26 protein-coding genes and 2 pseudogenes are annotated in these 24,672 nt (G+C 67.3%); 14 read left to right on the forward strand and 14 right to left on the reverse strand.

Annotation, left to right across the window (positions count from 1 at the left end; translation table 11 throughout):
- Nucleotides 1-16: 16 nt before the first annotated feature.
- Nucleotides 17-1,453 (reverse strand): glycoside hydrolase family 5 protein, encoded by a 1,437-nt coding sequence (locus tag E1193_RS00300; protein WP_207922463.1) that lies wholly within the window; start codon nucleotides 1,451-1,453, stop codon nucleotides 17-19.
- 527 nt (nucleotides 1,454-1,980) lie between these two features.
- On the opposite strand from E1193_RS00300, the gene E1193_RS00305 reads away from it, so the two are divergent.
- Nucleotides 1,981-2,655, forward strand: coding sequence for a response regulator transcription factor (locus E1193_RS00305; RefSeq protein WP_132179044.1), 675 nt, complete (start codon nucleotides 1,981-1,983; stop codon nucleotides 2,653-2,655).
- Here E1193_RS00305 and E1193_RS00310 read toward each other — a convergent pair.
- On the reverse strand, nucleotides 2,634-3,509 hold the full coding sequence (locus E1193_RS00310; RefSeq protein WP_132179046.1) for a hypothetical protein: 876 nt from the start codon (nucleotides 3,507-3,509) through the stop codon (nucleotides 2,634-2,636). The genes E1193_RS00305 and E1193_RS00310 overlap by 22 nt on opposite strands.
- Before the next feature lie 953 nt (nucleotides 3,510-4,462).
- Here E1193_RS00310 and E1193_RS32330 point away from each other — a divergent pair.
- Nucleotides 4,463-4,732 (forward strand): hypothetical protein, encoded by a 270-nt coding sequence (locus E1193_RS32330; RefSeq protein ID WP_207922464.1) that lies wholly within the window; start codon nucleotides 4,463-4,465, stop codon nucleotides 4,730-4,732.
- Between the two features lie 418 nt (nucleotides 4,733-5,150).
- Here E1193_RS32330 and E1193_RS00315 read toward each other — a convergent pair whose 3' ends face one another.
- A complete protein-coding gene (locus tag E1193_RS00315) occupies nucleotides 5,151-5,642 on the reverse strand; it encodes an SgcJ/EcaC family oxidoreductase (RefSeq protein WP_132179048.1) in 492 nt (163 codons plus the stop codon).
- Between the two features lie 87 nt (nucleotides 5,643-5,729).
- On the opposite strand from E1193_RS00315, the gene E1193_RS00320 reads away from it, so the two are divergent.
- The 4 genes from E1193_RS00320 (at nucleotide 5,730) to E1193_RS00330 (ending at nucleotide 8,310) form a co-directional block, all read left to right on the forward strand.
- On the forward strand, nucleotides 5,730-6,182 hold the full coding sequence (locus E1193_RS00320) for a MarR family transcriptional regulator (protein WP_243707176.1): 453 nt from the start codon (nucleotides 5,730-5,732) through the stop codon (nucleotides 6,180-6,182).
- 98 nt (nucleotides 6,183-6,280) lie between these two features.
- Nucleotides 6,281-6,682 (forward strand): transposase, encoded by a 402-nt coding sequence (locus tag E1193_RS00325; RefSeq protein ID WP_243707177.1) that lies wholly within the window; start codon nucleotides 6,281-6,283, stop codon nucleotides 6,680-6,682.
- A gap of 43 nt (nucleotides 6,683-6,725) precedes the next feature.
- Complete coding sequence (locus E1193_RS31595; protein WP_165945549.1) at nucleotides 6,726-6,881, forward strand: hypothetical protein; 156 nt, start codon at nucleotides 6,726-6,728, stop codon at nucleotides 6,879-6,881.
- Between the two features lie 16 nt (nucleotides 6,882-6,897).
- The gene (locus E1193_RS00330; RefSeq protein WP_132179052.1) at nucleotides 6,898-8,310 is read left to right on the forward strand and encodes a recombinase family protein; all 1,413 of its coding nucleotides are present in this window, start codon (nucleotides 6,898-6,900) and stop codon (nucleotides 8,308-8,310) included.
- On the opposite strand, the gene E1193_RS00335 is transcribed toward E1193_RS00330, so the two are convergent.
- Nucleotides 8,240-8,962, reverse strand: coding sequence for a hypothetical protein (locus E1193_RS00335; protein ID WP_132179054.1), 723 nt, complete (start codon nucleotides 8,960-8,962; stop codon nucleotides 8,240-8,242). The genes E1193_RS00330 and E1193_RS00335 overlap by 71 nt on opposite strands.
- Nucleotides 8,963-9,750: 788 nt before the next feature.
- Here E1193_RS00335 and E1193_RS00340 point away from each other — a divergent pair.
- Nucleotides 9,751-10,605: an IS5 family transposase gene (locus E1193_RS00340; RefSeq protein ID WP_132179056.1), complete on the forward strand. Its 855-nt coding sequence runs from the start codon at nucleotides 9,751-9,753 to the stop codon at nucleotides 10,603-10,605.
- A gap of 42 nt (nucleotides 10,606-10,647) precedes the next feature.
- Here the strand turns inward: E1193_RS00340 and E1193_RS33600 are convergent, their stop codons facing one another.
- Complete coding sequence (locus E1193_RS33600) at nucleotides 10,648-10,776, reverse strand: hypothetical protein (protein ID WP_279433276.1); 129 nt, start codon at nucleotides 10,774-10,776, stop codon at nucleotides 10,648-10,650.
- 176 nt (nucleotides 10,777-10,952) lie between these two features.
- Here E1193_RS33600 and E1193_RS00345 point away from each other — a divergent pair, with 176 nt between their 5' ends.
- Nucleotides 10,953-11,237 (forward strand): transposase, encoded by a 285-nt coding sequence (locus tag E1193_RS00345; RefSeq protein ID WP_243707178.1) that lies wholly within the window; start codon nucleotides 10,953-10,955, stop codon nucleotides 11,235-11,237.
- 75 nt (nucleotides 11,238-11,312) lie between these two features.
- Here the strand turns inward: E1193_RS00345 and E1193_RS00350 are convergent, their stop codons facing one another.
- The gene (locus tag E1193_RS00350; protein WP_132179058.1) at nucleotides 11,313-11,687 is read right to left on the reverse strand and encodes a nuclear transport factor 2 family protein; all 375 of its coding nucleotides are present in this window, start codon (nucleotides 11,685-11,687) and stop codon (nucleotides 11,313-11,315) included.
- Nucleotides 11,688-11,757: 70 nt separating this feature from the next.
- Here E1193_RS00350 and E1193_RS00355 point away from each other — a divergent pair, with 70 nt between their 5' ends.
- Nucleotides 11,758-12,354 (forward strand): TetR/AcrR family transcriptional regulator, encoded by a 597-nt coding sequence (locus E1193_RS00355; protein ID WP_207922465.1) that lies wholly within the window; start codon nucleotides 11,758-11,760, stop codon nucleotides 12,352-12,354.
- A 385-nt stretch (nucleotides 12,355-12,739) separates the two neighbouring features.
- Here the strand turns inward: E1193_RS00355 and E1193_RS00360 are convergent, their stop codons facing one another.
- Complete coding sequence (locus E1193_RS00360; protein ID WP_132179062.1) at nucleotides 12,740-13,804, reverse strand: DUF561 domain-containing protein; 1,065 nt, start codon at nucleotides 13,802-13,804, stop codon at nucleotides 12,740-12,742.
- The gene (locus E1193_RS00365) at nucleotides 13,801-14,397 is read right to left on the reverse strand and encodes a flavodoxin family protein (protein ID WP_132179064.1); all 597 of its coding nucleotides are present in this window, start codon (nucleotides 14,395-14,397) and stop codon (nucleotides 13,801-13,803) included. Before E1193_RS00365 ends, E1193_RS00360 begins: the two co-directional genes overlap by 4 nt.
- 83 nt (nucleotides 14,398-14,480) lie before the next feature.
- Here E1193_RS00365 and E1193_RS00370 point away from each other — a divergent pair, with 83 nt between their 5' ends.
- From E1193_RS00370 to E1193_RS32690, 3 genes and pseudogenes are all read left to right on the forward strand, one after another.
- Nucleotides 14,481-15,104, forward strand: a complete 624-nt coding sequence (locus E1193_RS00370; RefSeq protein ID WP_132179066.1) for a TetR/AcrR family transcriptional regulator — start codon at nucleotides 14,481-14,483, stop codon at nucleotides 15,102-15,104.
- Nucleotides 15,105-15,992: 888 nt separating this feature from the next.
- Nucleotides 15,993-16,475 carry an SUKH-4 family immunity protein gene (locus E1193_RS00375; RefSeq protein WP_132179068.1) on the forward strand — a complete coding sequence of 161 codons (483 nt, stop codon included), beginning with the start codon at nucleotides 15,993-15,995 and terminating at the stop codon, nucleotides 16,473-16,475.
- 102 nt (nucleotides 16,476-16,577) lie between these two features.
- Nucleotides 16,578-16,806 (forward strand): annotated as a pseudogene (locus E1193_RS32690) (DUF664 domain-containing protein); the annotation flags it as partial.
- 503 nt (nucleotides 16,807-17,309) lie between these two features.
- Here the strand turns inward: E1193_RS32690 and E1193_RS00385 are convergent.
- The 3 genes from E1193_RS00385 to E1193_RS00395 all read right to left on the reverse strand — a co-directional run bounded on the left by E1193_RS00385 (nucleotide 17,310) and on the right by E1193_RS00395 (nucleotide 20,313).
- Nucleotides 17,310-17,963 (reverse strand): ABC transporter permease, encoded by a 654-nt coding sequence (locus tag E1193_RS00385; protein WP_243707179.1) that lies wholly within the window; start codon nucleotides 17,961-17,963, stop codon nucleotides 17,310-17,312.
- A gap of 68 nt (nucleotides 17,964-18,031) precedes the next feature.
- Entirely contained in the window at nucleotides 18,032-19,390 is a 1,359-nt protein-coding gene (locus E1193_RS00390) for an ABC transporter permease subunit (RefSeq protein WP_132179072.1), read from the reverse strand.
- Complete coding sequence (locus E1193_RS00395) at nucleotides 19,387-20,313, reverse strand: ATP-binding cassette domain-containing protein (RefSeq protein WP_132179074.1); 927 nt, start codon at nucleotides 20,311-20,313, stop codon at nucleotides 19,387-19,389. Before E1193_RS00395 ends, E1193_RS00390 begins: the two co-directional genes overlap by 4 nt.
- Nucleotides 20,314-20,414: 101 nt before the next feature.
- On the opposite strand from E1193_RS00395, the gene E1193_RS00400 reads away from it, so the two are divergent.
- Entirely contained in the window at nucleotides 20,415-21,659 is a 1,245-nt protein-coding gene (locus E1193_RS00400) for a sensor histidine kinase (RefSeq protein ID WP_243707180.1), read from the forward strand.
- A complete protein-coding gene (locus E1193_RS00405) occupies nucleotides 21,650-22,300 on the forward strand; it encodes a response regulator transcription factor (protein ID WP_132179078.1) in 651 nt (216 codons plus the stop codon). Before E1193_RS00400 ends, E1193_RS00405 begins: the two co-directional genes overlap by 10 nt.
- A 198-nt stretch (nucleotides 22,301-22,498) precedes the next feature.
- Here the strand turns inward: E1193_RS00405 and E1193_RS00410 are convergent, their stop codons facing one another.
- From E1193_RS00410 to E1193_RS00420, 3 genes and pseudogenes are all read right to left on the reverse strand, one after another.
- Complete coding sequence (locus E1193_RS00410; RefSeq protein WP_165945535.1) at nucleotides 22,499-22,939, reverse strand: YidB family protein; 441 nt, start codon at nucleotides 22,937-22,939, stop codon at nucleotides 22,499-22,501.
- A 402-nt stretch (nucleotides 22,940-23,341) separates the two neighbouring features.
- Nucleotides 23,342-23,635: pseudogene (locus E1193_RS32695) on the reverse strand (pentapeptide repeat-containing protein); the annotation flags it as partial.
- Nucleotides 23,636-23,771: 136 nt separating this feature from the next.
- Nucleotides 23,772-24,605 carry a hypothetical protein gene (locus E1193_RS00420; protein WP_165945550.1) on the reverse strand — a complete coding sequence of 278 codons (834 nt, stop codon included), beginning with the start codon at nucleotides 24,603-24,605 and terminating at the stop codon, nucleotides 23,772-23,774.
- Nucleotides 24,606-24,672 lie beyond the last annotated feature (67 nt).

Consider the following 24,672-nt stretch of genomic DNA (forward strand, 5'->3'; position numbering starts at 1 on the left):
CGCGTCCTGGTCCTGATCAGGCTGGGACAACGGCGGGGTGCTGGCGGCGTGCCGCGATGTCGCGCCGCAGCAGGTCGACCAGCGGCTGCCAGGGCTGGCAGTTCTCCAGTCGGAACGAGCGCATCATCTGGTCGATGTCGTCCTCGCCCATGCCGCGGAAGAGCTCGCCGAACTGCGGCAACAGCGCCTCCGAGAAGAGGATCTGCAGGACCGTCCGGCAGACCATGAACTCGCTTCCCCACGGGTACGGGTTCCAGTCGGGGCACTCTTGCGCGAGGGTCTTGTGGATCGGGCCGAGCACGTGACCCATCTTCCGGCGGTCGCCGCCCCAGAGGTCCACCGCCAGGCGTGCCTTCTTCTCGAGAATCGGCCGGATCCGCTCCAGGTACGGGCCGTTCGCGGCGAGGCGAAGCGGCGCCGCGACCCCGACATCCTTGTACGACCAGTAGGTCCAGCTCGCGTTGTACTTGCGGAACACGTCGAGCTGGTCGCCGAGCAGCCGCAGGCGTTCCTCCTCCACGTCCGGCCACACGGCGTTGAACTCACCCACGACGATGGGCGTGCCCGTTTCCCGCATGTAGACGGTGCGGTGCAGGAAGCTCCGCTCCACCTCGTCCTTGTCCCAGTACGCCTCGTCCTCCGACTCGGCCGCCGGGCCGCCGCCAGCGTCGAGCACGTGGATGGGTCGGTGCCGGCCCGGGTAGCGGCTGCCCGGTGTGTACCCCGGCGCCGGGTAGTCGTGCGGGCAGTAGACGGTGTTGGGCCACGGCTCGCCGAAGAAGTCGAAGTCGAGCGCGTACCGGTTGCCGTCCAGGAACAGAATGTGGTTTTGGTCGATCTCCCGGATCGCCTCGACCAGGCGCTGGTAGAACGGGCCCACCTTCTCGGCGCTCGGATCTGCCGGCTCGTTGATCGGGTTGTAGCCGGCGACCCACGGGTTGTCCTTGTACCGGGACGCGATCGCCCGCCACAGGTGTACCACCCGGTCCTGGAACGTTCGGTGCACCCAGAATTGCGAGGTGTGCGTGGGGTTGTCGCAGTGCCAGTCCTGGTGTTGCCAGCCGGGAACGGTGTGCAGGTCGAGTACCGTGCGGATGCCCTGCGCGCCGCAGAGCTCGATCACCCGGTCGAGATAGCGAAAGCCGTTCTCGTTGATCTCAAACGGCGCGTCGTCACTTTCGAGATACTTGTAGCTGAACGGCAGGCGGACCATGTTGATGCCGAGGGAGGCGAGGTACGCCGCGTCATCGGCGGTGAAGAAGTGCTCGAGAAATCGGTCGAAGAAGAAATCCCGCAATCCTGGCCCCAGCACCTGCCCGACCGCTGCCCGCTGGCCCTCCTCGTATCCCGGAAAACCAGTTATCCAGTTCTCCATGTTGAGCCAGCCGGCGACTCCGATGCCGAACAATGTGACCGGCGTGCCGTCGGAGTCGACGAGGTCTGAGCCACTCACCCGAAGAAACGACGCATTGTTGGTGGACACCCGAACACCTCCGCCATTTGTGCCCTCACTGCGGGACTGACCAGAACAGTAGCGACCTACGGAGACAGGCACCAATATACGAAAGTCGTAGCCGCCTCTACGACCAAAGCCGTACCCGTCGGATTCATCCCCGTACTATGCGCGGTTCGTCCGCGGCGCCTCGCCGTACCCCGGGTGAAACCGTGCGGAATCGGAAACGCGCAACGGTCATAGGCAGGAGCACCAAAATCGCCCATGCTGGAGGACGGACATTGTATGCGGTATCTTCAATGGGAGCGCTTCCAGCTTGTTTGATAAATTGCACAGCTTTCCGTCAGGAGACCACGGATGTCGGAAATTTCCCAGGAAGTTCTGGATGCCCGAAGAAGTCGCCTCTCGTGTGAGAGCAATGTGCTATTGAGAAGTACTCGAGCTGGTGGAAAATTTGAGCGGCAAGCGGCCGATGTACGCAAAGACATGTTGTTGCGTTCCGGAGCGCCGCTGCCGGGTGGACAGGTATGAGGCCGGCCAGCGCGGAGGTCACCGTGGCGCTCGCCGACGACCAGACCCTCTTTCGCGACGGGGTCCGCGAGATGCTCGCCGCCGATCCGTACCTCCGGGTCGTCGGCGAGGCGGCACACGGCGAGGCGGCCATCGCGCTCTGTGTCGAACGGCAGCCCGACGTGCTCCTGCTCGACGTGGAGATGCCTGGCCCGGGCGCCGCCGTGGTGCTGCGGCAGCTTCGCCGGTTGTGCCCGCGTACCCGAGCCGTCGTGCTGACCATGCATGACGACGCCGACATCGTGCACGAGGTGCTCGAATGCGGGGCCGTCGCGTACCTGGTCAAGACCATCCACCGGGCCGAGCTGGTCGCGGCGGTGATCGCGGCGGCCGGCGAGTCGGCGACCGTCCGGCTGTCGGTGTCCCGGCGGACCCTCGAGCGTTTGGTCAAACAGCGGCGCACCACGCCCGAGGGTGCGCTGACCGAGCGGGAGCTGGAGGTCTTACGCCTGACGGCACAGGCACTGAGCAACGCTCAGATCGCCAGCCGGCTACGCATCACCGAGGCGACGGTCAAGCGCCACCTGACGAACATCTACGGGAAGCTGCAGGCTGTCTCTCGGGTCGACGCGGTCCGTAAGGCGGCAGCCGCCTACCTGATCGAGGGTAATCAGGGCAGATCCACCAAATGATCCTCGGCGTTGCCCAGGTGCCGGTAGTAGCTCCACAGGTCGTTGTGCGGCAGTTCGACACGTTCGCCCCGCTCGAGCTCCCACCACACGCCCGCCCAGTGCACCAGGAAGATCGGCGGCGACCAGTCCGTCACCAGCCGGCCATCGCGCACCGCGCCGAGCGGGTCGCCGGCCCACCGCTCCTGCGGGATGTCGCCCGGCGGCGGCTGACCCTCGCCGACCGCCCCGGCCAGCACCCGCAGGCTGGTGTACGGCCGGCCTGACGTCACCATCAGATAATTCAGCAGCGGCATCTCCAGGGTCACCAGCGCCATGTGCCTCGCAAGCGCCAGTGCGGCGTCCAACCGCGGGCTCACTTCGGCGAACCGCAGGCACTCCTTGCGCGAGGCGATGAACTGGGTGCCGGCCGCATACGCGACCTGGTCGGGCGTCAACACCTCGGCGTCGTGGATGGACTCGTGCCACACCCACCGAAAGAGGGCCGGATGGTCTGAGACTGTCGTGACAAAAGCGAACTTGTCGAGAAAGTCGTAGGCGAAGCTCATATCCCGCAGCACGATCGTGTCCGTGTCCACGTAGATGAACTCGTCGTACTCACCCTCCCAGGCGGCCAGCTTGCGGTAATGTCCCTTGACCTCTCCGTGAAATGCTCGGCTGATGTCGTCACAAGCCGCCAGGATGGCCGGGTCGCCGGACCAGATCGTAAAGTCGAAACGCGACTGCAGTCGCAGCAGGTCGTCAATATTGTCCGCAAACGGAATCAAGCACAGCGGCAACGATTTGTGGTAGGTCCGAAAACTGTTCAAGAATGCAATGGCCCGATCCAACACGTAATCATTGGCCAGAAAGTACACTCCGCGCCGAGGAGCCATTTCGGAACACCCGCCTCTCCCGAAGACCGGCATCAAACTATCAGAACGGAGACGCATAGCTCAGGTAGCGAATCGGTGCAGCCCGGATGGGTATTAGGTCGTACGCCGACGTACTACTTGGAGAGGGTGTAGGTCAGGACCCCGGTACTACAACCCGGATCTTGAAGCCTTGAAACCTGCTTCATGATCGTTTGCCGGTGATGCTGGCGTATGCCAGCCGGCACGGGCACGCGTTCATCGACCGGGGGTTTTCACCTGCCGGCGAGGAGGGTTGCCGGGAGATTGAACTTCGCTCCGCGCCTGATCCCCGGGTCACTCGTCACGGCATCCCAGTCCAGGTGGATGCGCAGACGTCGTCAACCGCGGCCACGCAAGTCTTGCTCTGGCGAGTCTTCCTCGGTCCGACATCGTCGGAACGTCATCATCGCCTGCCAGCCGGCGCAGCATCGCGTCTCCACCGGTCCCGTTGCTGCCGGCCTCTTCGACGCGACGCAGTACTCCGGCGCGCAGGCCGCCGCGTTCGACCAGGCGTAGCAGTCGGCTGATCCGCAACCGCGTTGGCAGGGCGTGGAGCCCCGCTGCCGGTCACGGCCGACCGTGACCCTCGGGACCGGTGGTACGTGGGCCTGCTCATCGGGGTAGCTACATCGATCGCGGCGAGCGTCCTGCTGTACGGACTACGGCGCGTGCTCGGCGACTGGTACGTGCCCCACGACGCCGGCAAACTGACAGCGTCAGCCCGGCCGTTGCACATCCGCAGGCATGATCGGTCCGGTACGGGTACTCGCCCCTGGGGCAGAGGCGTTCAGCTGCGTCCGGCGACCTCTACGAGGGTCTCCGGGGCGAGGGCAATGTCTGTTCACGTCGAGTGGGATCACCGAGACTGCCCGATCGGCGTCTCCGATCACCGAGGCAGGAACGACAAACACTCCAGAGTGAACCTCCGCGCGCACCTGGTTCGGCGACCCGACCGCGACGGCCGCCTCGCCAGCGGTGGACAGCTGGCCCACCAGAGCATCGAGGACCTCGCTCACGCTGTGCTGGCCTCTGGCACCCGCTGCACCGACGGCAGCCTGGTGCCGAACATCTACCGCGTCCTGCACATCATGGCCATCGTCCAGCTCCGCCACGACACCCCAGGCCGCGCCTATACCGACGCCGCCTCGCCGAGGGCAAGACCGCGATGGAAGCCATCCGGGCGTTGAAACGCCGGTTGTCTGACGTGGTCTACCGGCACATGCTCCGCGATATCCAGCGGCTGGAAACGGGCCCGGGAGGACAACCGGGGGCGACTCTGCAATCCAGCGCAGCTGACCCAAACCCCGAGGTCAACACTTCGGAACAGTCACTTCCCAAACCCGCCGACCACCACCCTAGAACACCGAACCCAAACACTGCTTGACAGAGAGGGGTGCCAGATGAGGATGCATACAACTGTGGCTGCTCGGCGCGCTCGTCGATCTTGCCGCTGCGCTATCCGGCTTCACGGGAGCGGGTTACGTGTTGTTTGTCTTGCCGGCAGGCCCATCGGATGCGTCCGTGGTTGGGCCTGCCGGCCGCTGCGTTACGGGTGGCTGCTGTCCTGCGGCTGGGTTTGTCGTCGCTGCGTCCCGGTGCCGGGTCTCAGCTCGTGACGGCGTGTCGGCCGATGCCGAGCCGGTTGGCGAGGCGGCCCATGGCTTGAGCCATGCGGGAGGGCAGGGAGTCGGGGGCCGGGATGCTGACCGGCCGTACTCGACCGTTGTGCAGTGCGGTGAACCGCCACCCGTCATCGGTGCGGACCGCGATGAGGGTCTGCCGTGACAGCCGTCGCTTGGGCAGTGTGGAGCGCCAGGGCATCAGGACCGACGCGGTGCCGTGGATGACGGCGACGTCGTGGTTGATGTAGCGGATCGACTCGATACCGCCGACCAGCGCGGAGCCGGCGAGGACGCCGCGGAAGAGCTGGTCGTGGGCGTGTTGCATGGGCAACCTGCCGACGGCGCGGGTGCCGTCGTAGGAGACGTAGTCGGAGTCGTCGGTGAAGCAGGCGCCGTAGGCGGCCGCGTCGTTGTCGGTCCATGCCTGCATGAGCCGGTTGAACAGCGTCGTGATCGCGTGGTCGTCGGTGGTCATCGGTACTCCTTGGTCCGGTAGACTTAGATCATCGGACATTACGATAGCAGGAGATTTCGAATGTCGAAAGATGAGATGGTCCGTGAGGTGGCGATCGGCCTGCGCCTGTTGCAGCAGAGCTTCGACGCGTTCGACGAGGCCGCTGCCACGGCACTCAAGCTCAACCGCACGGACCTGCGGGCGCTGGATCTCCTGCTGTCCGGCGGCGATCCGCTGTCGGCCGGCGAGCTGAGCGCTGCGCTCAAGCTCAGTCCGGCCGCCACGACCACGGTCATCGATCGCCTGGAGCGTGCGGGGTTGGCCGGACGGATCCAAGATCCGCAGAACAGGAGACGCATCCTCGTCGCCGCGACCGACGCGGCACGCAAAGTGGAGCACGACATCTACGCGCCGGTCGGCGTTGCCGGCACCAAGTCTCTGACCGGATACACCATCGAGCAGCTCGCCACCATCCTCGACTTCCTGCGCGTTGCTCGTCACGTGCAGGAAGACCAGGCGACCCGGATCAGAACCAGCCGGCACCAACCGGACCAGCCCTGACTGATCATGCCGAGACGACGCCGGCGGGCAACCACCCCAAATCTTCTTACCCGCCAGGCGTCCGCGACGGACAAGGCATCCGCTACGTCGCGATCGACATGTCCACCATTTTCAAGTTCGCGGTGAGGCGGGCGCTGCCGCACGCCATCCTGGTCGTCGACCACTTCCACCTCGTTCAACTGGCCAACCAGACCGTCACCGAGGTTCGCCGTCGCGTCACCGTGCAGCAACGTGGCCGACGCGGCCGCAAAGGCAACCGGGAATGGGAACTGCGCAACCGGCTCACCCGCTCGGCCGCACGGATGCGCGGCGAGCACGTCGACGCCCTGGTCGATGACCTGTCCGCCTTACCGACGCCGATCAGCGCCCCGATCCTGGCCGCGTGGAACGCCAAGGAAGACCTCCTCGACCTGCTCGCCACCGCTCGCACCCACCCCGACCGCGAACAGATCTGCCGACTGTTTATCGGGTCTACCGCCGTTGCGCCGAAGCCGACGTGAGTACCAGTGGCATTGTTTCAAACACCGGGGTACGGTCCCGATAGTGAAGCCGACCGTTGGAATCCTCGTCCGTATCAGCGACGACAGGGAAGACGAACGCAAGGGCGTCAAGCGCCAAGAGCAAGACTGCCGCGAGCCTGCCGACCGCCTCGGGTGGCTCGTCGGAGAGGTCTACACCGAGAACGACATCAGCCTTTAAGCGCAGGAAGATCACGTTGCCGAACGGCAAGAAGGCCATGCGCGTCATCCGGCCCGAGTTCCGCCGGATGCTGGACGACTTGGAAGCCGGGCGGATTCAGGGACTGATCGCGTACGACCTCGACCGGGCCATGCGCGACCCCCGCGACCTGGAAGACCTCAACGACGTAGTCGAGATGACCCGTCCACGGCCGGTGATCCGGTCCGTCACGGGAAGCCTTCAGCTCGACACCGACGCGGACCTCACCAACGCGCGAGTCCTCGTAGCGATGGCGAACAAGTCCAGCCGCGACACCGCGCGGCGTGTGGCCCGAGCAGCCCGTGAGCGCGCCGAGCGTGGCGAATGGCACGGCGGTACACCCGCATTCGGCTTCGAGGCCGTCAAGGAACTTCAGAACGGCCGGGAGCGGGTCGTCACGCTACGGCCACACCTCGACCATGCCGCGTGGGTGCGCGAGGCAACGGAACGGCTGCTCGCCGGTGAGTCGCTGTATGGCATCTGCACCGACTGGAACCGCCAGGGTCGGCGCACGGGCTGGAAGCGGCGCGACCGTGACGAGGTAGCCACCTGGCACCCGCGCACCTTGAAGCGCATCGTCACCGCGCCAGCCATCGCGGCTTATCGGGAGTACGACGGGCGGCTTTACCCGGCGGTGTGGGAGCCAATCGTGGACCGCGACGACTGGCAGCGCGTCTGCACCCTGCTCGCCGCGCCCGAGCGCAAGCTACGTGGGTTCAACAACGGCAACGCCAGGAAGTACGCCCTGTCGGGCCTGGTGTTCTGCGCCGAGTGCCAGCGCGTCATGGTGTCGATGACTGCGACCCGCGTTGTCCGTGGCCAGCGGGTGCGGCGGCTGTCGTTCGTCTGCAACCAGTTGGCTACCGGTGGCTGCGGCCGTATGCGAATCGAGATGGCTCACCTTGAGCGGTACGTCTTCGAGCAGGTGTTCACCCGCGCCGACTCCCCCGAGCTGCGCGCAGCGATGTCAGCCACGGCGGACGACATCGACGAGGCCGAACAGACCCTGCACAAGTCGATCTCTGACGGTGAGCGCAGGTTGGAACGGGTCGAAGATGAGTACGACGCGGAAGAGATCACGAAGGTCGAGTACCGCCGACGCCGAGCCAAGATCATGCAGCAACTGGAAGCCGACCGGGCAGCGCTCGCCAAGGCCACACGGTCACGGGTTCACACCCGCCTGCCGTCCGGTCGTGAGCTACGCGCGGTGTGGGCGTACAAGGACAACACCTGGAAGCGGACCATCTTGGCGTCGGTCATCGAGCACATCAAGGTATCGCGGCACCCGGCAGGCGTGGCGAGCAACCTCACGCCGCGCCGGGACGAGGCATCCGAGGCGTTCAGCCAGCGGCTTGACCTTCACCGCGCCCAGGTGCTCGGCCAGCGGGTGTCGGTGCAGTGGTGGCGCTAGACAAGGTTCGCTGCACCATTGTTCTCAACAAATTGATAAAACGGTGCTGCTTTCGCTCAGCATAGATTCGTCGGGGGGAATCAAGGCCAGTTCTCACCCAACGCAGGCCAGTCGAGTCTGTAAAGGCAACCTCGATGAAGAAGTCCTCGTCAGCCAGCTCCGCAATGCCATACTTCTCATGCAACTGATCGGCCGTCAAATCAATACCGTCGATTTCCACTGCCCCCTCACAACAATCTTCCAGAACATCAATCACTTTAGGCCACTGAAGGCTAGAAGTCGTGATACGGCAATAGACCTTGATACGCACGGCGAATATCGGTAAGGAGCTATGGTTGACAACCTTCCACTTCACCTTTGCAGACGACTTTTTGCCGACAGGAACAATGGTGCCTGAAACTAGCAATCTTTTGTCTGTAGGGTCGTCCAGCACGAGTTCGTACGTGACCGGGCCTGGCGAGTACCGCGCCGTGCCAATAATTAGCCTTGCCTGCGCCGCTTCCTGGTCTCGTTGCTCCTCCCGGCGTACGCGGATCTCATGGCGGAACAGCAGGCCGGTAAAGATCACAGCAAAGGTGGACATCACCAGCCCGGCCAGACTTCCCCACGCCTGCATCCAGTCGGTGATCTTCGGGGCTTCAGCAGCCAGCACCGAGCCAGGGTAGTGCCATCTGTCCACTCTGGCTTCCGTCCGCCACCCTGACGAGGTGACTACTCCCCCGCAGCCTGCCGCCCCAGCCCGGTCCTTCGCCCGAGACGTTCTCGTAAACGTCCTCGCCAACCTGATAGCTGCCGCGATCATCTACCTCTTGGCGGTCCTTGGCGGCTACGTGAAGTCGAACCCGGTCATCCTCGTTTTGGCGTTTGTGGTCGTGGCGCTTGCGTGTATACCGGCCAGCCTGCACATGACCCTCTGGTCCAATTAACGTCACACGAGAATTGGCGACCACTTGGTCTTGGTTTCGTTTGGAGCCTTGCTGATCGCAATCGTTATATGGCGGATACTCCTCACGCGCCAGCAATAAGGGTTGCGAACGGCGACGGCAGCGCCACGTCTTACAAGAAGGTTGCCCGGCTGTACGGCGTGAGCGAGTCGACCGTTCACCGCATCATGTCGGGCCAGTCCTGGCTTGAGTCTCCATCATGTGAAGCCCAAGCCTCCGGCAGATGGCAGATGGGAAGGGGGTTAGGACTGGTCATTGAGTCCTCTTACGTTGCTGCTGCGCCACCGCACCAACCGAGGAGGACACCATGACGGAGCCGACCACCACCGACACCACCAAGCCGACCGCCCGGAAGGCTCCGACCAAGAAAAGCACCGCGGCTAAGAGCGACCGGCAATAGGCCAGGATCCGGACAGGTAGGCACCCCGAGGTAGCAAGCAGGCACGGGCTTGTTGATCATCAGAGTTCTCTACGCTCAGCGATCGACAGGAGTCCCGTGCCTGCCCTGCCATCCTCGTTGCTCGAACCTGTCTGGGTCCAGTTCGACGCGCTGTTGTCCGAGCGACCGGAGTTCGACCCGACGCATCCGCTGGGCTGCCACCGGCGCCAAATCCCGAACCGGGTGGTGTTCGAGCACGTCGTCGCCGCGCTGGTACACGGTTCCGGCTACGAGCGCGTCGCGACATCCAGCTGCTCGGACCGCACGATCCGTCGGCGGCTGCGCTTGTGGGCCGAGGCCGGCGTGGGTGAACAGCTCCACGAACTGGCCCTGGACGCCTACGACCGCATGATCGGCCTGGACCTGACCGATGTCAGCGCCGACGGCGCGATCACCAAAGCCCCATGCGGCGGAGAGCGGGCCGGCCGGTCGCCGGTCGACCGGGGCAAGGGTGGGATGAAACGCTCGACCGGTGTCGACGGCTACGGCATCCCGCTCGGGATCACCGGGGCCACCGCCAACCGGCACGACTCGCCGCTGCTGCGTGACACCTTCGAAGCGTGCAGCGCCCAGCTGCGGCGTCACTGGCCCGAGCGGGTCACCGTGCATCTGGACCGCGGCTACGACAACAACCGGACCCGTGACCTACTCGACGAACTCGGCTTCGACGCCGAGATCGCCCGCAAGGGCGTACCCGCCCCGATCCAGATCGGCAAGCGCTGGGTGGTCAAGCGAACGAACTCATGGATGAACGGGTTCGGCAAGATCCGCCGCTGCACTGACCGCGCCGCCCAAATCATCGACTTCTACCTGTACCTGGCCGCAACCATCGTCACCGTGCGTCAACTCATCCAACGTGCCCGCACCCTCTACCGCTGGCACACCCGGCCCACCACCCGCAGGCTCAAGTGACACCTATCGCCGGTCGCTCTTAGCTCAGGCCGCCTCGCCGCCCTAGTCGTCGTCGGGGAAGCTGATCAGCAGCTCGCCATCAGCCGCGAGAGGTAGGTGAAGGAAGGACGTGGTGGAGAGCCCATCGGCAGGGATGATCGGCAGATCGGCCGGTCCTCCGCTTTGGCTCACGCCGACGTACTTGACCTTCCGCCTGGCCTTCAGGTGGGTCGAGGTCTTCCGGCGGCATCGCCTACGGGCAGCGTTGGTCGGCGGGTGGCCGCAGTCCGCATGGTAAGCGCTTGTACAGCCTCGGCCCCTGGGCCGCCTGCCTTCCGGCAAGCGTCGCGAGCGGCACTGGTAGCAGGGTGACCACAGGCTTTGTGCTCGGCGCGTTTCATCAGCTTACTCCGGTGTTTGAAACGTCGACATGTCGTCAGCTCGAGCGCCTCGCCACCACCGTCGAAGTGTGGTGGCCGCAGATTCTCGCGTTTCTGCACGCCGGCATCACCAACGCCGGCTCCGAAGGTACCAACCGAGTGATCAAAACCGTCGCCCGCGACGCCTACGGCTTCCGCAACCCCAACAACCAGCGCTTACGCACCCGCTGCGCCACCACCCGGAAAGCCCGTGGACACCTCAACGCCAGGTAGGCCAGAGCCTCAATTGGGCGGGCGCGGACCTCGATGTCATCACCGTCGAGGCGCCGCTTGACATACCTGTAGGAACTATTCGGATGGGATCGTCCTGGTGGCTTGGATGGCGCGGCGCAGCCGACCGTCGGCAGCCAACTCCCCGAACATGTAGATCTCCATGGTGATGGTGCCGCCCTTACGCAGCTCCGCGATGAGCCGGTACCGGGCGGCGACCTGGTCGCCGTCCACCAGTGCCTGCTCTACCTCGACACGGAGACCAGCTGCCCGTCTGCGGGCCGGACGGATGTGATCCAGCAGCCGCTTCCGGTCCAGCAGCACGCCATCGTTGACCAGCTCATAATCCGGCGTGTGGTAGCGGTCAAGCACGGTCGCCGGATCCTCGTCGCCCAGCCCTGCCTCCTGCGGATAGCGGATCAGATAGCTGGTCAGATCGGTACGGGGCGTCATCTGATCTCCTTGAAAACAACTGATCTTTGACAGGGTGTCTACGATAATGCCAGGCGGTAGATTAGACAACATGTCAGAGATAACAGGTGGCCGGTGCCGACGGCGGCGTTCGGACGCCGAGCGCAGCGCCGCCGCTGTCCTCGACGCCGCCGTCCAGGTGCTCGGTCGGCATCCGGACGCGAAGGTGGAACAGGTCGCCGCCGCATCTGGCGTCACCCGCCAAACCGTGTACGCCCACTACCCGTCCCGTCCGCGGCTGGTGGCCGCGGTCATCGACCGCATCACCGCCGAAGCCGTCGCCGCCCTCGACGCCGCCGACGTAGACAGCGGGACCGTCACCGAGGCCCTGCTGCGCTGGCTGGACGTCACCTGGCGGCTGTTCGACCGGTACCCGCTGCTCCGGCACCCCTCGGTGGCCGCGATTGAGCAGGAGGACTCCGAGCGCCAGCATGCCGCAGTCAACGAGCGCCTGGAGCGGCTGATCAGGCGCGGCCAGGCCACCGGCGAGTTCGACGACACCCTCAGCCCGGCCTGGTTAATCTCCGCGACCATCGCGCTCGGTCATGCGGCCGGCGGCGAAGTCGCCGCCGGCCGCATGACCACCGCGCAGACCGCGGCAGCGCTTCGCCACAGCATTCTGCGCCTCTACGGCGCCCGCGAGCCCTGATCAGCGACAGTCTCCTGCCACTCCCTGGTCCACTCGATGTTCACCGGTGCACCCAGCCCGCCAGCACACGAACCTCTATGCCGCAGTCGAGGCGGTTACGGACCGCCGCTCACGCCAAGGCCCGGACGCGACGGTTACCGAAGCCCGCGACAGATAGCTGCAGAACTTGGCTGACCCCGTCAACTTCGCAGAGCCCCGATGCCGCGCCGTCACGATGGGTAGCGTCCGGATCGCGGCATGTGAGTAGACGCGCACCCCTGACTTTCGCCGAGCGTTGCCCGGGGTGGAACGCGCCTGCTCCGAGATGAAGGAAAGGCCGTCCTGCGGTCATGCAACTGGCGCCAGGTGGACGGAAGGTCGCGATCCTCCGCCCACCGATACGCCCTCAGATGCTCTCGAACCGGTTGCTGTCGTCGGCCACCAGCGTGGCCAGGTACTCCTGCGCGGTGACCGACCGTGACAGCGAAGCTGACTGCCCGGCCCAGAGGTTGACATATCGCGAGTCTTCGCGGGCGGCGGCGGCCCGACGCAGGGGCTGCATCAACGCGTTGTGCACCGGATACTCGGGCACGTTCGCCTCTTCCGCCGCGAGTTCCAGGATCAGCGGGTTGATGATCGCTCGCGCGTGGCGGCCGGAGAACAGTCGGGTGAGCACGGTGATCCGGGCGTCGGGACCGGTGAGCGCAGCCTTGTGGATCGGGCTCGCCCCCGATTGTGTCGTCGCCAGGAAGCCGGTTCCGATCTGTACGCCCGCGGCGCCGAGCGCGAGCGCCGCCGTCACACCGCGACGGTCGGCGATCCCACCGGCCGCGACGACAGGGATGCGGACGGCGTCGACGACCTGCGGAACGAGCGAGAACGTTCCCACCAGCGACTCGGCGACAGGTCGCAGGAAGGCACCCCGATGCCCGCCGGCGTCGCTGCCGGAGGCGACCACGACGTCGAGTCCCGCGGCTTCCACGGCCACTGCCTCGTCGACGGTGGTGGCGGTGCCGATCGTCACGATGCCTCGGCGGCGTGCCTCGGTCACCACGTCGGCGGACGGCGTGCCCATGACGAAACTGATCACCGGTGGCTGCGCTGCCAGCAGAGCGTCCATCTGATCGTCGAAGACCGGCGGCGGTGTGTACGAGGTTGGCGCCGACACGCCGAGGCGCTCGTAGAGCGGCCGGAGCCGTTCGAAGTCCGCGGGTGCCGGGCGCAGGCCTGCCTCCTGCGGGTGCGGCACCCACAAATTCACGTTGAACGGCCGGTCCCGGGGCACCGCCGACTTCAGGTCGGCAACGAGGGCCGTGATCGCATCGGGGTCCAGGTGGTGCGCACCGAACGAGCCGAGGCCGCCGGCGCCGCTGACCGCGGCGACGAGTGCGACGCTCGACAAGCCACCGCCGAACGGGCCCTGGATGATCGGAACATCGATTCCCAGCAGTTCGGTCAGCCGGGCGCTCATGCCGCACCGACCAGTCGGCCATTGCGCAGTTCGACCGCGACCCGGGCGACCCTGCGGCCGAGGTGCTCGGCAGTGCGCAGGTCCGCCGTCCCCGGCGCGTCATCCGGGCCGGCGTCGGAGGGCGCCTGCGCCATCGCGCCGAGGAACCCGCCCAAGCGATTTAGATCCTCCACATCACCGGCGGTGGTATAGAGCCACCCGGGCGGCAGCCCGAGCGACACCCAGTGCATGCCGTGCTGGGCGGCGAACACCGCCAGCGACGACAGGGTGTTCAGTTTGTCGCCGTTGACACCGGCGGACGTGGTGAACCCTGCGGCGATCTTGTCGCGCCAACCCTGCTGCGCCCAGACCGAACCGCTGGCCTCCGCGAAGGCCTGGAAGACGGCAGACTGACTGCCCATGTAGGTGGGGGTGCCGAAAATGATCGCTTCGGCGTCGGTGAGGGCCTGCCACAGCGGTTCGTCCAGTACGGCGATGTCGTGCAGGGCAGCGGTGACACCGGGAACCGATGCCGCGCCGGAGGCGACGGCCCGAGCCTGGCGTGCGGTGTGGCCGTAGCCGCTGTGGTACGCGATGACGACGCTGATGGACATGTCGTCCTCCTTCCAAGAGGTGATGAAAGGACTGTAGACGACCGGTCAACTAAAAGATAGTTGACCGCCCGTATACTCGCCCCATGGGCCGAACCAGTACCGCTCGTGACCGGCTACGCGACAGCGCCTGTGAGCTGCTGCACACTCGTGGCTACGCCGCCGTCGGGGTGGCCGAGATCTGCGTCCGCGCTGATGTCCGCAAGGGCAGCTTCTACCACTTCTTCGAGTCCAAGCAGGCACTGACCATCGAGGTGATCGACACCCACTGGCAGGCGCAGCGGACAGCGTGGCGCGAGCTGCTCACCGGGCCCGAACCGGCCTTGGAACGCCTTCAGCGCCTCATCGCCTGGCTCGTCGAGACACAACGGGAGGCGTGGCAGGAGACCGGCCGGGTCGACGGATGCCTGCTGGGCAACCTCGCGATCGAATTGAGCAACCAGGAGGCCGCCGTTCAGCAGCGCCTCACCGCCGCCTTCGCCGAACAGGCCGAACTCGTCCACGCCGCACTGGCCGATGGTGTGCAGGACGGCAGCGTCGCGCCCGGATACGCCGACCGGGCCACCGCGCGAGCCGTGGTCGCGCAGATCGAGGGTGCCGTGCTGCTGGCGAAACTCGCCGACGGCGTGGGATCGCTCGACGATCTGTGGCCGCACGTCCGACGACTCGTTACTGTCGACCCACCAACCGACGAATTATCCGGCAACTGAGCCCGGCTACCCCTTGCCCATCCAGCGGACCCCGGTATCCTCGATGATCGGCGTGCCCGAGTCGTGGCCGGTGACAAGGCGGGCGGGCACCCGGTCTTCTTCCACGAACGCAGTCTGCGGTTGGCGACACAGCTATGTGTCCTGTACCGTGCCATACCTCGTCGGACAGGCTGTGAGCTGGAAGTTCTCGGCTCGCGCTGATGATCTGCGGTATGACCGTGCGGTTGCTGCACCTGGGAATGATCAGCTGTTCAGCGGACTGGGATTGGTGATCCGTGGCGACAAAGTGCTGCTGGTCGACGTCCTCGCGCTGCGGTGCATGAAATAGCGGTGCTGCACCGCCAGGTTCGGAGCCGACCGCGACTGTCCTGGCCGCACCGGGCGATCCTGTCCGCCCTCGCCCGCCTGTTACCCCGCCGAATACGAAAACACCGAATCGTCACCCCGACGACGCTGCTGGCCTGGCACCGGCGGCTGGCACGACGCCACTGGACCTACCCGAACAAGCCCGGCCGGCCACCAGCCAGCGACGAAATCCGGAACCTGGTGCTACGACTGGCCCGCGAAAATCCACGATGGGGACACCGCCGAATCCAGGGCGAGCTGCAGCGGCTCGGCCATCGGAACGGAGCGGGCACGATCCGCAGGGCCCTGGCCCACCGGCCCGCCACCCCGCCAGGAGGACACCAACCGGCGAACGTTCCTGCGCAACCAGGCCGCCGGCTTGTTGGCGATCGACTTCCTCCACATCGACACGATCCGACGGCGCCTGTACGCGCTGGTGGAGCAGGTCAGGACGCGGGTACCGCGCCGCGTTCCCTTGGCTCGGCGTTCCGCGGCACCAATCAACCCTTCTGCTTGATCAGATCACCTCACTAGAGTCGCCCCGTGGCTGAATACGAATCTCTTCTAGGAATGGTCCTGTACCCGTCCGGCCAGGCCGGGCAGGCGGACGGGCTGCCACGTCCGGCGCTGGTGATCGGGCACGTCCATGATGAGAGTGAGTCTCAGATCGTGGAGTTCGCGGACGACCTGTCCACGGCGGTCCTCGACCGCGCCACGGGAGCGACGTATCCACTCAACCGCGATCGGGCCAGCACCGAGCAATTCCTGCAGGCCTTCGATGAGTACATCCGGTCAGGCCCGGCCGATGCCCCGCCAATGACGCTGACAGCCGAGCAGGCGCAAAACCTTATCGCCAGGTTCCAGGCAGGGAAGATCACCCCACCGAAGCCGCGCCCTCGACCCGTCCCCCATCGCACCCGGGTGAAGACCCTCCGCCACCGCCTCCACGAGATCGACCCCGACGCGCTCGGCGTGGAGCATTGGTGGCGCACGCCACTTGAGGAAGCCGAAAACGGCCTCATCTGACGATCCGCATGATCGGCTGCGCGTCGAGCACGACCAGGGCGCCGGCGATGTTGAGGTTGTGGTCGTGCACAAGCCTTCGGGCCAGGGCCCAACGCTCCTCAGAAGCTGTTCGACATCATGGTCCACGTCCTGCAGGACGCCACCCGGCATGCCGGGCACGCCGACATCCTGCGCGAACAGCTCGACGGCCGGACCGGGCTCAGAAGCTGAGTACGAGGAGCAGATCGACACGGTGGGTCGCGAGACCTACCGGGCGAAGATCGAGCATCCGCAAGGCAGCGGCGGTGTTTCGACCAGCGACCAGGACTCTCACCCCAGCCGCCAGCCGTAGTTGGTGTCGGCGTACGGATCTCGCTACATCGGGTACGCGCTGACGGGCTCTGTCGCTGATCCTGTGACGCGAAGCGGTGGACAAGACCGTCGCCGCGCATCACGACTGCATCAAGGCAGCGTTCGCCGCGGCGCAGTCACCGGTGGAGAGTTCTTCGACAACGAGACCCGACTGCCCGACGGTGTGGACAGGATTCGCCACCTCCCGGCGGTCATCGTGCAGGGCCGCTTTGACCTGTGCTGCCCACCCGACAGCGCCGTCGCCCTCGCCAGCCGGTGGGCCCGTGGCGGCCCCTGCGGATGGTGCCGGACGCCAGCCACTCCTCACTCGGCCCGGGTATCACCGACCAGCTCATCCGGGCCTCCGACCGGTTTGCAACCCTCATGGGCCCGCCTTCGTCGTCCCCAACGGAACAACTCCACAAAGGACGGCCAGGAGTGCGAGGGTTACCACGGCGGCGATCACGATGATCGTGATGGTTCGTTTGGTCATCGGCGTGCCTTTCACGCGTCGCGGGTGATGAACAGGGCGGCACCCAACAGCAGGGCGGCGCCGGCGTAGGCGGCCAGCACGCCGAGACCGGTCCACGGACCGACGGGGAGGTCGCCGAGGTTGGTTGTCGCCTGCACGGCGAGCCCGGCGGACATCGGGGCATACCGTTCGATCCGCGCGTGCCAGCGTTCGTCGCTGATGAGCTGGCCGAACAGCGGAAACAGGTAGAGCAGGCCGAGGACCGTGGTGAGGGCCGGCGCGGTGTGCCGGAGCGCGCTGGCGATGCCGAGGCTGAGCAGGGCGATGAGGCCGAGGTAGAGCACCGTCCCGGCGGCCGCGCGCAGGATTGGTCCGTCGGTCGCGGTGAATCCCTCATCCCGCAACAGGATCCGGGCGGCGGCCAGCGATCCGGCCACCCCGAGCAGGCCGGCGCCGGCCGCGGTCGCGGTGACCGTCCCGGCCTTCGCGATGAGCACCCTGGTCCGGCGCGGTGCGCAGGCGAGGGTGGTGCAGACGAGGCCGCTGGCGTATTCGTTCGTCACGGCCAGGACGGCCAGCACGACGACGACAGCCTGGCCGCAGTAGACGCCGGAGAGGCTGGCCTTCGCCAGATCGCCGCCGGCGGTCACGGCGCACACGGCGGCACCCAGTCCTGTCGTCGTCATGACGGTGGCAAGGGCAAGCCATGCGGTACTGCGTACCGTGTGTAACTTGGTCCATTCGGCGCGCAGGATCATGCGTCGCGCCTCCGCAGGAGCCAGTACCCGACGCCGAGGGCGGCCGCGGCATAGCCGGCGAGCACAGCCACGCCGCTCCATGGGTACCCGATCGACATGCCCGCGATCGGCGTCACGCTCAGCAGTCGGGAGCCGGCGGTCGGTGGCAGGAACGGCGCGACGATCTGTGGGACGAACACCAGGGCGAAGACGCTGGTGATGACGCCGGCGGTACGCCGGAGGATCACGCCGACGCCGAGGCTGAACAGCGCGATGAGGGCGAGGAATGCGGCGCTGCCGACGATGGCGCGCACGAGCGTCGCGGCCGTCAGGTCCGGGAAGTCCGGCGGGCGGTAGCCGCGGTCGCGCAGGATCGGCTGGGAAAGCCAGAACGCGGCCCCGGTGGCGACCAGGCCGGCCGAGAACGTGACGCCGCCGAGCACGAGCGCCTTGGCCGCGAGGACCCGGCCCCGCCCCGGGGTCGCGGCGAAGGTCGTCCAGATCAGGTTCCGCCGATACTCAGCCGTCACGAACAGCGTGCCCGCCGTAACGAAGAGCACTACGCCCAGGATGACCGCGCCGAGGACGGCGTCGACTCGGGTGGAGTCGTCGGCGGGCTCGGGCCGGCCGAGCTCGCCGGAGCCGGTCACGGTGAAGACATCGCCGGCTCGGGCCGTGCTGCCGGCCGGTGGCTCGGGTGCCCGCTTTCGTCCGGGCACGGGCGGTTCGGCCGGCGGGGCCACGTCCTGGCTGCGCCACTCGGCGGCCGGTTTCGGGGTGATGGTCACCGCGTCGAACGTGGCCCGTCCGACGGTGTGAATCGCCTGCTGCCGCTTGGCGGTGGCGGTGCCCGAGACCCGTTCCTCGTCGGGCGAGGTGACGAACAGCCCGATCTCGGCCGCCTGCGGGAGGCCGTCGAGTGTGACGGCACCGACCGTCTGCCAGGAGGCACCGTCGGGCGACTCGTACCCGGTGATGGTTTTGCCGGCGCGGGCGAGTTTGAGCCAGCGCGTCGCTGGTGTGCGGCTGCCCGCGATGTCCGTCGTGGTGCCGGTGCGCATCCGCACGCCGTGGCCGGGGGTGAGCATGACCGCCGCGTACGCCGTACCTTGCTTGATGATGACGCCGGCCTTGGCCCACGGGTGGCTCGCGTCCTGGGCGCGCACGTGGGCGACGATCGTGACGTCGCCGGCAGCCGGCTGATGCACGAACTGGAACCGGTCGGCTGGCCCGGCGTCGGTCCGCGGCGGGACGGTGCTTCCCGACGACTGCAGCACCGCGAGTACCACGATCATGCCCACCGCGGCGAGCAGGCACCACACGGTGGAGCGCACGGTACGGAACTTCGTCCACTCAGACCGCAGGACGGCTGTCATGCGACCCTCGCGGCGGTGTACTCGGCCCCCTCGCGGGTCAGCTCCAGGTATGCCTGTTCGAGCGATACGCGGTACGCGGTCAGCTCCGAAAAGGGCAGGCCGGCGAGCAGGGCGGTGATCCGCTCACCGGTGAGGCCGGTGACGGTGAGCGTCTCGGGACCGGTCAGCGCGACCGTGGCGCCGCCGGCGGTGAGGGCGGCCATCGCTTCGGCCGTCCGCGCGGTGCGCAGCACGACCCGGCCGCCGGACGCCCGGGCGAGCAGACCGGCGACGCTGACGTCGGCGACGAGCCGGCCCCGGGCCACGACGATGAGGTGGTCGGCGGTGTCCTCGAGCTCGCTCATCAGGTGGCTGGAGACGAACACCGCCCGCCCCTGACCGGCGAGCCCGCGCAACAGCCCGCGGATCCAGTGGATGCCCTCGGGATCGAGACCGTTGACCGGCTCGTCGAACAGCAGCACCGGCGCGTCACCGAGCAGCGCCGCCGCGATGCCCAGCCGCTGCTTCATGCCGAGGGAGAAGCCACCGGCCCGGCGCCGGGCGACCGACGCCAACCCGACGGCCTCAAGCACCTCGTCCACCCGTTTGGGCGGCAGCCCGTTCGACTGTGCCATCCACCGCAGATGGTCGCGGGCCCGGCGCCCGGGGTGTATGGCACCGGCGTCCAGCAGCGCGCCGACCCGGCGCAGCGGGGCGCGCAGGCTGCGGTACGGCTGGCCGCAGACCAGGGCGGTCCCAGCGTCCGGCGCGTCCAACCCGAGAATCATGCGCATCGTCGTGGACTTGCCCGCCCCATTGGGTCCGACGAACCCGGTCACCCGGCCCGGCTCGACGGTGAACGAAAGCCCGTCGACGGCGACTGTGCGTCCGTAGCGTTTGCGCAGTCCTTGGCACTCGATGGAAGTTGTCGTCACGGGCTCCATACAAGCCGTCGCGCCGGGCGGGCACAGGAGCGCGCACCCCCATCTCAGGGGGAGGGCCAGCACCCATGCCCGAACCCACCAGCACGTCTACGGTAGTGGTCGTGGCGGACACGGCATGGGAGGCGTTGCGGGGCAGGCCGCTGCGCTTCTTCGCCTCGCTGTGGCCCCTACGGACCCTCGCCTATGTGCTCTCCGGTGCCGTGATTGGCGCCCTGTGCCTGGTTTGGATTCCGGTGGCGCTCGTGCTCGGCGCCGTCGTCGCGGCACCGGCGCTGACGCGTCCCCTCGCGGCGCTGGAACGGCGGCGGGTGGCGCTGCTCGGCGACCCACCGTTACCCGACCCGCACCGCCGTCCGGACCGGTCCGGGCTGATCGCGTGGCTGCGTTTCCGGTACAGGGAGCCGGTGACCTGGCGGGAACTGGCCTATCTGGGGCTGCACGCCACGGTGCTGCTCGCGCTCGACGTGGCGGCGGTCGTCCTGCTGGCCGCCCCGATCCTGGCGCTCGGGTCGGTCAGCCTGACTGCGAGCCGCACCGCGACCGATCCGACCGCCGGTGTCTCCGCCGACGGGCTCGATGTCGTCGTCGGCGTGCTGGTCGCTGTACTCGCTGGCCTCGCCCTGCTCGTGGTTGGGTTCCTTGCCATCTACGCCGTGCCGCTCGCTGCGATTGCCCACGCCAAGGTGGCCCGCCTGCTGCTGGCGCCCGGGCCCGGCGAGACGGTCCGCATGCTCACCCGGTCACGCGCCCGCCTGGTCGACGCGTTCGAGGTCGAGCGCCGCCGCATCGAACGCGACCTGCACGACGGCGCCCAACAACGCCTGCTCGCGCTGGGCATGACGCTGGTCGGCGCCCAACTGGAGTTCGATGACCGGCCCGAAGCCGCCCGGGCGCTCATCAACCAGGCGGCGGAGGAGGCGAAGGCTGCCCTGGCGGAGCTGCGCGAGCTAATCCGCGGCATCCACCCGCACGTCCTCACCGACCTCGGCCTGCCCGCCGCGGTCGCCGAACTCGCCGACCGCGCGTCCGTGCCGGTGATCGTCGCGCTCGACCTGCCCCGCCGCCTCTCGTCCACGGTGGAGTCGACAGCGTACTTTGTCGTCGCCGAGGCGTTATCGAACGCCGCCAAACACGCCGCCGCGACCCGGGTCTCCGTCACTGGCGGGCTCACCGGCGCGCACGTCGGCATCGAGGTGCGCGACGACGGGGTCGGCGGCGCGGATCCGGGCGGAGGCACCGGGCTGGCGGGTCTCGCCGACCGGGTCGACGCGCACGGCGGCACGCTGACCCTGTCTAGTCCGCCCGGCGGACCGACCGTCCTGCGAGTCGAACTGCCATGCGCGTAGTCCTCGCCGATGACGCTGTCCTCCTGCGCGAGGGCCTCGTCGCGCTCCTCGCCCGGTTTCACCACCACGTGGTCGCCGTCGGTGACGCCGCCGCACTCGCCGACGCCGTCGACGCCGAACGCCCCGACGTGGTCGTCACCGATGTCCGCATGCCGCCCTCGTACACCGACGAAGGACTGCACGCCGCCGTCGCCCTGCGCGTGCGACACCCGGGCCTGCCGGTGCTCGTCCTCAGCCAGTACGTCGCTACCGCGTACGCCGCCAAACTCCTCGAATCCACCGACGCCGGCGGGGTCGGCTATCTGCTCAAGGACCGCATCCTCGACGTGGCCGAGTTCGTCGACGGCGTCGAGCGGGTCGCCGCCGGCGGCTGCGTCATCGACCCCGAAGTGGTCCGGCAACTGCTCACCCGCCGCCACGACCCGCTCCGCCGGCTCACCCCACGCGAACGCGAAGTCCTTGCCCAGATGGCCGAAGGCCGCTCCAACGCCGCCATCACTACGGCGCTGACCATCAGCGAGAAGGTCGTCGGCAAACACATCAACGCCATCTTCACCAAGCTCGACCTGCCCGCCGACAGTACCGACGACCACCGCCGGGTCCGCGCCGTCCTGACCTATCTTCAGCGGAAGGAACCATGAGGCTCGTCGTGCCCGGCCAGCGGCCTCGTCGGTGCGCTGGTCGCCGAGCACCTGGCGGCGCACGTGGTCCGGCCGGGCGCGGCCAGGAACGCCAGTACGAGACTCCCGGCTGAGGGCGGGGTCCGCGTCACCACGGACCCGGCCAGCCCAGCATGTAATTGTTTGGAACGCCCGGGTGAGCGTGTCCCGTCAGTGCACCTAGGAGCCGAAGGCCCCGGCCGATCGGTCGTCGTCCGCGCTCGCCTCCGCGATTTCCTGGGCGAGCAGGTTTGCGTCGATGACCTTCCCGCCGGGGCTGACCGCGTCCACGAGGTCCGGCAGCACGGCGGCGAGCTGCCAGGCGACGGCACTCGGGCTGCCACCCGCGAACTGGGCGAGGTCGTCGATCGCGCCGTCGCCGATAGTCACCCGCACCTGATCGACCGTCATCGCCTTGTTGGACGCGTCGTCGGACAGCCAACTGCGGTATTGCTCCGCGCTGGTCGTGTCGGCGAGACGTAGCACCACGGCGCGCAGTCGTGATGCGCCGGAGTCTGCCGATGGCGATGTTGAACCGACGTGCCCCAGGGCGAAGATCAATTCCCGTACTTCCGGATTGTCGAGCAACGTGGACAGTTTTCCGATGTCGGCCATGGTCATTTTCCATTCCGTACGGGCATCAGTGCCGGTCGGGACAGGGTCGCCGGGTTGGCGAGCCGCAGCGGGAGCCTCACAGTTCACCACCGAGCGCACTGCACAGACGGTCTGGGCTCAGTCCGAGCTCGAACAGCAGTTCGGCGTCCGCGGGTGGCATCTACACGGCGCTGGCGACGATGGATCCGGGAGACTCGTGGCAGCAGCACGCGGCGGACACTCTCAAGGAGAGCTACCTGCTGGCTGATCCCGAGACCGTGCGGATCGTGACCGAGGACGCCGCCCGCGGCGTCGGCGACCTCGAACGCTACGGGATGCCGTTCGCCCGCGAGGCCGACGGAAAAATCTCGCTACGGTTCTTCGGCGCGCACACCTACCGCCGGACAGCGTTCGCCGGTGACTACACCGAGCGCGCACATTCGCCAGACTGGAATCGGTCACCAAACAATCCGTCAGCGTCACCTGGTCCAGCCGGCACGCGGACAGGTCCGCGCCTCGGAGGCGGCACTGCGCGAACGTCACAGACGAGGCATCCTGATCGGCCAGACTTGAGCTGTAGAAAACCAGAGCCTCAAGCTCCGACTCCGGATCCAGTTCGACACCCTCAAACAGCGTCACCTCGGCCGGCGGCACCGGAGGTCGAGGCTCCCTCACCCTCCGCATAGCAGGTGAACGGACAGTGGATCCGCGCCGGGCGGCCATAGCCTTCACCCTAGTGGCCCTGCTGTTGCCGAATCGACCGCCCAAGGCTGCATCGGCGTGTCTTAGAGCCTGGTAAATAAGGGTTTCAGGTGTGTTGGTGACGGGCGAGGCGGCGGGCCCCCATGATGATCATGGCCTATTTGGGCCATCGCGGTGTGATGCTCGGGGAGCCGTTCGTTTCCGCACCGGCCGGTGCGGCAACCTCTCTGTCTGCCGGGACCGCCTGGCGGGAGCCGGCGGTCACCGCGCCCAGGGCGAGAGCGGCGAAGACCAGGTACAGGAACGGATCCAGCTCCACTATGTCGCCGATGATGAAAATCTGCATGCCGGTCGGGCTGGGCAGGCCGAAGCCGCTGTCAGTGAGCGCGGTGAACAGCCAGACCGGGGCCGACGCCAGGTGAGGTGCCTCCTCCGGCGACACGTTGGCGTTCAACACCGGCAGCATGACGGCGATGTCGGCGATGAAGATGGCGCCAAGAATGCCGGTCCACCACGCCGCCCGGCCGCGCCCCGCGCGCGCAAGCCGGGCGACCGCGACCAGTACTGCGCCCAGCCCGAGGAAGAACACCGCGTATGCGGGGGCGTGCCTCATGACCTTGTCGGTACTGCTGAAGACGGCGTGGGCCAGCACTCCGAAGGCGAAGCCCGGAACGGTCACCGCGAACAGCAGCATTGTCGGCGCACCGGCTGCGGTCCACCTGCGCCCGAGCCGGGCCAGCAGCACCGCAGCGCCCAGCGTGAACAGCGTCGCCAGCGGCAGCTGCAGGTCCATCTCGAATGGAAGCACATACTCCAGTGGGCCTATGATGAGGTTCATCGCCACAAAGCTGGCAACGAGCAGTGCCATGGCGATCAGGGGTGCTACCAGCACAAGCCGGGCGACGCGCCATGCTCCGGTGAGCAGTGTTCCCACCGGGACGGACCGCCGCGCCGGTCGGGCGATCGCGAGGCTCGCCGCGTAGCGCAGCATCCGTGCGTGGCGGCGTTCCTCGGCGAGCACGTGCAGCTCGGCCGACCACTCGTGGTGCAGTTCCTCG

It is taken from the genome of Micromonospora sp. KC606, assembly GCF_004348675.1.
In the GTDB taxonomy this organism is placed as follows: domain Bacteria; phylum Actinomycetota; class Actinomycetes; order Mycobacteriales; family Micromonosporaceae; genus Micromonospora.